Origin of the sequence: Trebonia sp. (assembly GCF_049794275.1) — a bacterium.
Classification (GTDB): domain Bacteria; phylum Actinomycetota; class Actinomycetes; order Streptosporangiales; family Streptosporangiaceae; genus Trebonia.
The window spans coordinates 1-8,106 of sequence record NZ_JBARCR010000851.1 but is presented as its reverse complement, the minus strand read 5'-3'; the positions used below and the strand labels follow the sequence as shown (position 1 = coordinate 8,106).

At 71.7% G+C, this 8,106-nt stretch carries 8 protein-coding genes; 1 reads left to right on the top strand and 7 read right to left on the bottom strand.

Going from position 1 to position 8,106, the window contains the following annotated elements:
- The 3 genes from WA805_RS22050 to WA805_RS22040 all read right to left on the bottom strand — a co-directional run.
- The coding region (locus tag WA805_RS22050; RefSeq protein WP_425243278.1) for a Mur ligase domain-containing protein at positions 1-812 on the bottom strand (812 nt) is incomplete at its 3' end.
- Positions 813-870: 58 nt separating this feature from the next.
- Positions 871-2,061 carry an undecaprenyldiphospho-muramoylpentapeptide beta-N-acetylglucosaminyltransferase gene (gene murG / locus WA805_RS22045; protein ID WP_425243277.1) on the bottom strand — a complete coding sequence of 397 codons (1,191 nt, stop codon included), beginning with the start codon at positions 2,059-2,061 and terminating at the stop codon, positions 871-873.
- Positions 2,062-2,110: 49 nt separating this feature from the next.
- Positions 2,111-3,475, bottom strand: coding sequence for an FtsW/RodA/SpoVE family cell cycle protein (locus tag WA805_RS22040; protein WP_422340717.1), 1,365 nt, complete (start codon positions 3,473-3,475; stop codon positions 2,111-2,113).
- 175 nt (positions 3,476-3,650) lie between these two features.
- Here WA805_RS22040 and WA805_RS22035 point away from each other — a divergent pair, with 175 nt between their 5' ends.
- Positions 3,651-4,757, top strand: coding sequence for a trans-sulfuration enzyme family protein (locus tag WA805_RS22035; RefSeq protein ID WP_422287655.1), 1,107 nt, complete (start codon positions 3,651-3,653; stop codon positions 4,755-4,757).
- Positions 4,758-5,015: 258 nt separating this feature from the next.
- On the opposite strand, the gene WA805_RS22030 is transcribed toward WA805_RS22035, so the two are convergent.
- From WA805_RS22030 to WA805_RS22015, 4 genes are all read right to left on the bottom strand, one after another.
- The gene (locus WA805_RS22030; protein WP_425243276.1) at positions 5,016-5,300 is read right to left on the bottom strand and encodes an SHOCT domain-containing protein; all 285 of its coding nucleotides are present in this window, start codon (positions 5,298-5,300) and stop codon (positions 5,016-5,018) included.
- Between the two features lie 22 nt (positions 5,301-5,322).
- Complete coding sequence (locus WA805_RS22025; RefSeq protein WP_422276240.1) at positions 5,323-5,778, bottom strand: DUF6325 family protein; 456 nt, start codon at positions 5,776-5,778, stop codon at positions 5,323-5,325.
- Positions 5,779-5,835: 57 nt separating this feature from the next.
- Positions 5,836-6,891 carry a phospho-N-acetylmuramoyl-pentapeptide-transferase gene (mraY, locus tag WA805_RS22020; RefSeq protein ID WP_422323274.1) on the bottom strand — a complete coding sequence of 352 codons (1,056 nt, stop codon included), beginning with the start codon at positions 6,889-6,891 and terminating at the stop codon, positions 5,836-5,838.
- A partial coding sequence (locus tag WA805_RS22015) for a UDP-N-acetylmuramoyl-tripeptide--D-alanyl-D-alanine ligase (RefSeq protein WP_425243275.1) occupies positions 6,888-8,106 on the bottom strand: 1,219 nt, incomplete at its 5' end. The genes mraY and WA805_RS22015, both read right to left, overlap by 4 nt.

Sequence of the window (8,106 nt, the reverse complement as noted above, 5' to 3'; positions counted from 1 at the left end):
CGGAACACCGTCTCCATTCCGGTGGCGGACGCCCCGGTCACCCGGTAGTCCGCGTCCGCCGACTCGCCGTACTTGCGCACCGTGAGGCCGCGGCCCGCCGCCGCAGCGGCCAGGTCCCGTGCCCCCGGGTCGTCGGCGCAGGTGACGAGCAGCCCGCCGGGCGAGATCCGCGCTACGAACGCCCTGAACGACGCGCGGTACGCCGCCGCCGTCCCGTAGTTGTCCAGGTGGTCGGCCTCGACGTTGGTGACGACCGCGGCGTCGGGAGCCAGCATGAGGAACGAGCCGTCGCTCTCGTCGGCCTCGGCCACGAAGTCGGGGCCCGCGCCGTCGGCCGCGCCGGTCCCGGTGGCGGCGAGGACGCCGCCGATCACGTAGCCGGGGTCCGCCCCTGTCTCGCGGAGCACCGTGGTGATCATGGACGTGGTGGTGGTCTTGCCGTGCGTCCCGCTGACCGCGATGACCCGGCGGCCCGACATCAGCGCGGCGAGCGCCCCGGCCCGGTGCAGCACCCGGATGCCGCGCCGCCTGGCCTCCACCAGTTCCGGGTTGTCCTGCCGGATGGCGCTGGACACCACCAGGGTGTCGGCGTCGCCCAGGTGGGCGGCGCTATGCCCGACGTGCACCCGGGCGCCGAGCGCCGCCAGCTCGGTGAGCGCCGCGGACGCCGCGGAGTCGCTGCCGGACACGGTGACCCCGCGGGCCAGCATGATCTTGGCGATGCCCGACATGCCCGCGCCGCCGATGCCCGCGAAGTGCACCCGGCCGAGCTGGTCGAGCGGCACCGGTTCGGTGGGGGTCACCAGGGGCATCAGCAATCTCCTCGCTCACGTGAACTGTTACCGGCACCGGCAGCAGTCTTCTCCCGGATCACCGGTTCTGCCGGTGCCTGCCTGGCGCCGGGGAGTGCGGGTCTGCCGCCTCGGCGGCCGTGGCGTCCTGGGCACCCTGGGCGGCCGCCTGGGGGCCCCGGTTCGCCGCCGCCTCGGTGGCGACGTCGATGACCGCCTTGGCCAGCCAGCGGTCCGCGTCCCTGCGGCCGAGCGCGGCGGCCGCCTCGGACATGGCCGCAACCTGGTCGATGTTGGTCAGCACCGGCAGCAGCGCGCCCTTGATCCAGTCGGCGGTGAGCTCATCGTCCTCGACGAGCAGGCCGCCGCCGCGCTGCACGATCGGCAGCGCGTTGAGCCGCTGCTCGCCGTTGCCGTTGGGCAGCGGGACATACGCGGCCGGCATGCCGACGGCGGTGAGCTCCGCGCAGGTCATCGCGCCGGCGCGGCACAAGGCGAAGTCCGCGGCGGCGTACGCCAGGTCCATCCGGTCCACGTACGGCACCGCCACGTACGGCACGGTCCCGCCCGTCGACTGGGCTTCCGCGGCGTTCCGCGGGCCCGTGATGTGCAGCACCTGCACGCCCGCGGCGCGGATGGCGTCGAGCGCCCCCGCCAGCGCGCTGTTGAGTGACCTGGCGCCCTGCGAGCCGCCGAAGACCAGCAGCACCGGCAGGTCCGGCCGCAGCCCGAAGTGCGCGCGGGCCTTGTCGCCGACCGCGAACCTGTCGAGCTCGGCGATCTGCCGCCTGATCGGCTGCCCCAGGTACTGTGCGTTGCGCATCTTGGTGTCCGGGTGGCCGGTGAAGACGTGCGTGGTGAAGTGCGCGCCGAGCCGGTTGGCGATGCCCGGGGAAGGGTTGGCCTCGTGCACGACGATCGGCACCTTGTGCCGCCTGGCCGCCAGGTAGGCCGGGGTCGCCACGTACCCGCCGAACCCGACGAGCACGTCCGCGCCGGTCCGCTCCAGCACGACTCCGGCCTTGTGCACGGCGCCGGCCAGCCTGCCGGGCACGGTGAGCAGCTGCGGCGTCACCGAGCGCGGGAGCGGCACCGCCGGGATGAGCGCCAGCTCGTAGCCGCGCATCGGGACCAGCCGGGTCTCCAGGCCGCGTTCGGTGCCGAGACACGTCACCTCGATGGTCCGGTCCGCTTGCCGAAGCGCGTCGGCGAGCGCGAGCGCCGGCTCGATGTGACCGGCCGATCCTCCGCCGGCTAGGACGACCCTCATTACGATGCTCCTCGCTCGTCGGCTGCCATCGTGGCGCCGCGGGTGCCTGTCACCCGCTATCGCGGCGCGTCCCCCGGCCAAGCCAGCTTAGAACGCGGGACGCCGCGCCGGGGCCGCGTGCGGCCAGCGCCTCGCTGGCGCCTGGCGACCGCCGCGCAAACGACATGAGCATACCGAGCGCGACCATCGTCACGAGCACAGATGACAAGCCCTGGGACACCAGCGGGAGCGGCACGCCGGTGATCGGGACCACGCCGACCACCGCGCCGATGTTCACCACCGCCTGGATGACGATCCACGAGGTGATCGCGGCCGAGCAGAACCGGCTGAACGAGTCGGGGGCACGGCGCGCGACCCGCAGCCCGGCGAACGCCAGCCCGCCGTACATCGCGGTGACGCAGAGCGTGCCGATCAGGCCGAGTTCCTCCCCGATGACCGCGAAGATGAAGTCGCTGGTCGACTCAGGCAGCCAGCCCCACTTGATCTTGCCCCCGCCGAGCCCCACGCCGAACAGGCCGCCGTCGCCGAGCGCGACCCGGCCCTGAATGGACTGCTGGTTCGACCCCACCGGGTTCGTGTTCGACGTGTCGAACAGGCCCGTGACCCGCTTGATCCGCCAGCTCTGCGTCACCACGAGCAGCAGCAGCACCATCCCCATCAAGATGAGCAGGACGCTGAACACCCGTCCCGGGGCGCCCGCGAACCAGAGCAGCGCCAGGAAGACGATCAGCAGCACGAACGTGGTGCCAACGTCATCGCCGGCCATCACCAGCAGGGCGAGCAGGCCGGTCCCCGGCATGAGCGGCACGAGCATGTGCCGCCAGTCGGCCAGCATGCCCATCTTCTCCTTGCGGGCCAGCAGATCCGCGCCCCAGACCGCGAGCGCGAGCTTGGCCAGCTCGGAGGGCTGGAACTGCAGCGGCCCCAGGGCGATCCACCGGGAGGCGCCGTTCTCTGTCACGCCGACGCCGTGGATCATGATCAGGCACAGCCCGATGATCGCCACCGCGAGCAGCGGATAAGCCGCCGCGCGGAACAGCCGCGGCGACGAGCGCGCCGCGACCCACATGAGCGGCAGGCCGATGCAGACGCCGACCAGCTGCTTCTCGAAGTCCGAGTACGGCGACAGGCCGAAGGACAGGTCGATCACCGACGCCGACGACAGCACCATCACCAGGCCGAGCGCGAGTAGCAGCGTGGTGATGCCGACGATCAGGTAGTACGGCGTGAGCGGCCGGTCGAGCAGCGCGCGCCAGGCGCGCAACTGCTCGCCGAACCCTGGCAGCCGCGGCACGGGCCGGCCGGCGGCCGCCCCAGGCGATTCGGCGTCCTCACCGGTCTCAAGCGTGTCCTCCACCGCGCGGACGTACATGCCTTCTAGTGTCCGCGCCGCCCACTCCCATACCGGGAACATCCGCCGCGTGTCGCGCAACTACCCCGCGATTGCCGGCCCGGGGACGGCCTTCGCGGCCCGGCCCAACGTGCCCGATGCGACATCCACCACGTAAGAGTGTGGACGATGTCACATCGACCACCTTCGCCGGCGGCCGGAGGGACGCGGTGGAGGGGGGCCGGGGACAATGGGGGTCATGGACTTCAGCGCTGAGGCGCGGCTCGCGCACGCGGGAACCGAACGGACGCCGGGCGCGCCGCTCGCGCCGCCACTGCTCGCCACCAGCACCTACGTGTCGCAGGGCGAGCCTGACCCGGAGCGGGGCTACGGGCGGATGGCCAACCCGGGGTGGACGGCCGTCGAGAAGGCGCTCGCGGCGATCGAAGGGCCGGGGGCGGTCGCGGTGAGCTTCGCCTCCGGGCAGGCCGCGTCGATGGCGCTGATGCTCAGCCTGGCGGCAGGCCGGAGCAGGATCGTGTTCCCGCCCGACGGCTACTACAACACCCGCGCCCTCGCGGACAGGCTGCGGCCGCACGGCGCCGAGGCCGTCGTGGCCGACCAGCTCGATCTCGCCGCCGTCGGCCAGGCGCTCCGCGCCGGCCCGTCGGTGCTGTGGGCGGAGACGCCAACCAACCCGTTGCTGCGGGTCGCCGACCTGTCGGCGCTCGGCGAGCTGGCCGCCGCGACGGCGGCACCGTTCGTCGTGGACAACACGGTCGCGACGGCGCTGCTGCAGAAGCCGCTGGAGTTCGGCGCGCTGGCCTCGATGTACTCCCTCACCAAGGCCATCTCCGGCCACTCGGACGTGCTCGGCGGCGCGGTCGTCACCAGGGACGAGGACCTGGCCCGTGACCTGCGCGACTGGCGCACCGCGGGCGGCGGCATCCCGGGCCCCTTCGAGTCCTGGCTGGTCCTGCGCGGCATGAAAACCCTCGACCTGCGCATCACGCGCCAGTCAGAGAACGCCTCGAGAATCGCCGACTTCCTGGCGGCCCACCCCCGCGTCACGGCCGTTCACTACCCCGGGCTCAGGCCTTCGGCCGCGGCGAAGGCACAGATGCCCAGGGGCTTCGGCCCGCTCCTGTCGTTCGAGCTGGCCGGAGCGGCCGCGGACGCCGACGCGGTGGTCGCCGCCGCTCAGCTCGTGGTGCCGGCGACGAGCCTCGGCGGCGTCGAATCCAGCTGGGAACGGCGCGCCCGCTGGGCAGGCGAAACCGCCCCCGAGACGCTCATCCGCCTCTCCGCTGGCATCGAACCCGTCGAGGACCTGCTCGCGGACATCGGCGCGGCCTTGAACGCCTAACCCGAGCCCCGAGCCACTGACTTAGGAGCAGCAAGTTACGCGCTTCTTGCTGTTATCGCCTCTTTGGCGTAATTATCTGCTCCTAAGTGCTTGAGGTCTTTGCCTGGTCCCGGGGACGGCTTACCGGCGAGGGGACGGCGGCCGGCCTGAGCCCGCTGATTTCATGATCACGAAAGAAAAGTACGCGCATAGGAGATTTTTCTTTCGTGATCATGCTCAGCGCCGCGGCGGTGCTTGAGTGCGCTCAGGCGGAGGCGGTCAGGCGTTGAGGATGCGGGCCTTCTGCTGGTCGAATTCGGCGTCCGTCAGGACGCCGGCGTTCTTCAGGTCGCTGAGCTGCGCGAGCTGGGCGAGCCGCTCGCTCATGTCGGTGGAAGGCGCCTGCGGTGGCGGCGCGGCCTCGGGTGGCGGCTGCGCGGCAGGCGGCGGCGCCAGGCCGGCGCTCTGGTCCTGCGCCGCCCACCGTTGCTGTTGCCTGCGTTGTATCCGTCCGTGCACGGAGCTCGCCACTGCCACCGTCGCGGCGGTCTTCAAGATGCCCACGGTAATCTCCTGTCAGCTGCGGTCAGGAACGCTCGGCGGCGTCCAGGGCGGCCACCAGGTCATCGACAGGAATCCCGCCGTCCTCGATCAGGCGGGCGCCGCTGCGCCGCCAGCCGTCGGCCAGGCGAAGGATCCAGCGGTTCTCGTAGACGATGACGGCCGCGGCCGAGCCGGGCCTGATCGCCGCCGAGACGTGCTCGACATCGGCGGCGTCGAGCAGGCCTGACGAGGCGCCGCTCCAGGCGCCGATACCGGTGCCGTCCGGCTCGCCGAGTTCGGCGGCATCGGCCTTGCGGGCATTGCCCGCGGCGTCCTTGACGATGAACTCCGCGTCCAGGATGCGGATGGTGCCCTGGGTGACGAGGGACAGCAGTTCCCGGAGATCCGCCGCGCCGATCCGTCCGTCAGGAAACTCGACCGCGAGGAAATCGACCGGGCCGATTTCATCCTCGCGTGGCTCGTATTCGCTGGGCCGCACGTTCCGATCGTGCGCTGAGACGCGCCGCAGGTCATCACCCATCCAGGGTGACGGGCGCTACTTCGGGAACCAGCCTACGTAGAAAATGCCAAGGCCAAGGGCGACGAACATGCCGGCGATCAGCCAGAAGCGGACCACGATCGTTGTTTCCGCCCAGCCGGCCAGCTCGAAGTGGTGCTGCAAGGGGGCCATCCTGAACACCCGTTTATGGGTCAGCTTGTAGGAGCCGACCTGGATCGCCACCGACAGCGTGATGATCACGAACAGGCCGCCGAGCAGGACCAGCAGCAGCTCGGTCCTGGTGATGATCGCCAGGCCGGCCAGCGCGCCGCCGAGGGCGAGTGAGCCGGTGTCGCCCATGAAGATCTTGGCGGGCGGGGCGTTCCACCACAGGAACCCGAAGCAGGCACCCATCACGGCCGCGGCGACCACCGCCGCGTCCAGCGGGTCGCGGACGTTGTAGCAGTTCTGCGCCAGCGCGACCGTGCAGTCGTTGCGGTACTGCCAGTTCCCGATGATCACGTACGCGGCGAGCACCAGGATGGCGGCGCCCGACGCGAGGCCGTCGAGGCCGTCGGTGAGGTTCACCCCGTTGGAGGTGCCGGTGACCATGACGATCACCCAGATCACGAACAGCAGCGAGCCGATCGAGACCCCGAAGTCGGTCAGGAACGAGAGGTGTGCCGACGCCGGCGTCAGGTCGTACCCGTCGGGGAAGTGCAGCGCGAGGATCGCGAAGATCGCGCCGACCGCCGCCTGCCCGAACAGCTTGGCGCCGCTGCGCAGCCCGAGGCTGCGCCGCATGAACAGCTTGATGAAGTCATCGATGAAGCCGACCAGGCCAAGGCCGGTCATCAGGAACAGCACGAGCAGGCCGGAGGGGGTCATCGGGTCATTGGTGAGCCAGTGCCCGAGCAGGTAGCCGATCAGCGACGCGATGATGATGACGATGCCGCCCATCGTCGGCGTGCCGCTCTTGCCCAGGTGCGCCTGCGGGCCGTCGGTCCTGATCTGCTGGCCGAGCTTGCGCTTGCGCAGCACGCTGATCGTCGGACGGGTGCCGAGCAGCGCGACGACCAGCGAGATCGCTGCGGAAAGCAGGATGGTCTTCACGGTGCAGCCTCCGCCAGTAGCCTGTCCGCGACTTCCCAGAGCCCGGCAGACTTGGATGCCTTCACTAGTACGACGTCTCCAGGTCGCAACAGGTTGTCAAGCGCCGCGACGGCGCCCGCCGCGTCCGGCGCGGCGATGGCTTCGCCGTGCCAGCCGGTTTCCGCGCGCGCGCCGTCGAGCACGGGGCGGGCCTCCTCGCCCACCGCGATCAGCCCGGCCACGCCCGCCTGGGCGGCGAGCCTGCCGACCTCCGCGTGGCTGTCGTCCGCGATGTCGCCGAGTTCGGCCATGTGGCCGAGCACGGCGAACCCCCGCCGGCCGCCCCGCGCCAGGTGCCGTAGCGCCTCGATCGCGGCGCGGGTCGAGTCAGGGTTGGCGTTGTAGGCGTCGTTTACCACCAGTACCCCGTCGGGCCGCTCGTGCAACTCCATCCGCCGCCTGCTCCGTACGGTCGCCGCGCTCAGCGCGGCGGCGATGGCCTGGGTGTCCATGCCGAGTTCGGCCGCGATGGCGGCGGCGGCCAATGCGTTGGACACATGATGGGCGCCGTGCAACCGCAGCGCGACGTCCGCGCTGCCGCCGGGCATCAGCAGCCGGAACGAGGCGCGGCCCAGGTCGTCGAGGCGAATGTCCCCGGCTCGCACCGAGGGGGAAATGGGGGGCGAGGAGCCTCCCATGCCGGGGGGGATCGCGGTGTCGCGCACGCCGAACGTCACCACGCGGGCCGCCGTGCGGGCCGCCATCGCGACCACCCGCGGGTCGTCCGCGTTCAGCACCGCCACGCCGTCGGCGGGCAGCGCCTCCGGCAGCTCGCCCTTCGCCTTCGCTACCGCGTCAAGCGAGCCGAACTCCCCGGCGTGCGCCCGGCCGACGTTCAGCACCGCGCCGATCCGCGGCGGCGCGATGTCGCACAGGGCGGCGATGTGCCCGATGCCGCGGGCCGACATCTCCAGCACGAGGAAGCGGGTCGAGGCTCCGGCGCGCAGCACGGTCAGCGGCAGGCCGATCTCGTTGTTGAACGAGTCCTCGGGGGCGATGGTCGGCCCGAGGTGCTCCACGACCTGAGCCGTGAGGTCCTTGGTCGAGGTCTTGCCCGACGACCCGGTGATCCCGGTGACGGTCGCGGCGGGCAGCCGGCCGAGCACCCCCTTGGCCAGCGCGCCGAGCGCGACGGTCACGTCGGGGACGACGACCGCGGGCGCGCCGGGCACCGGC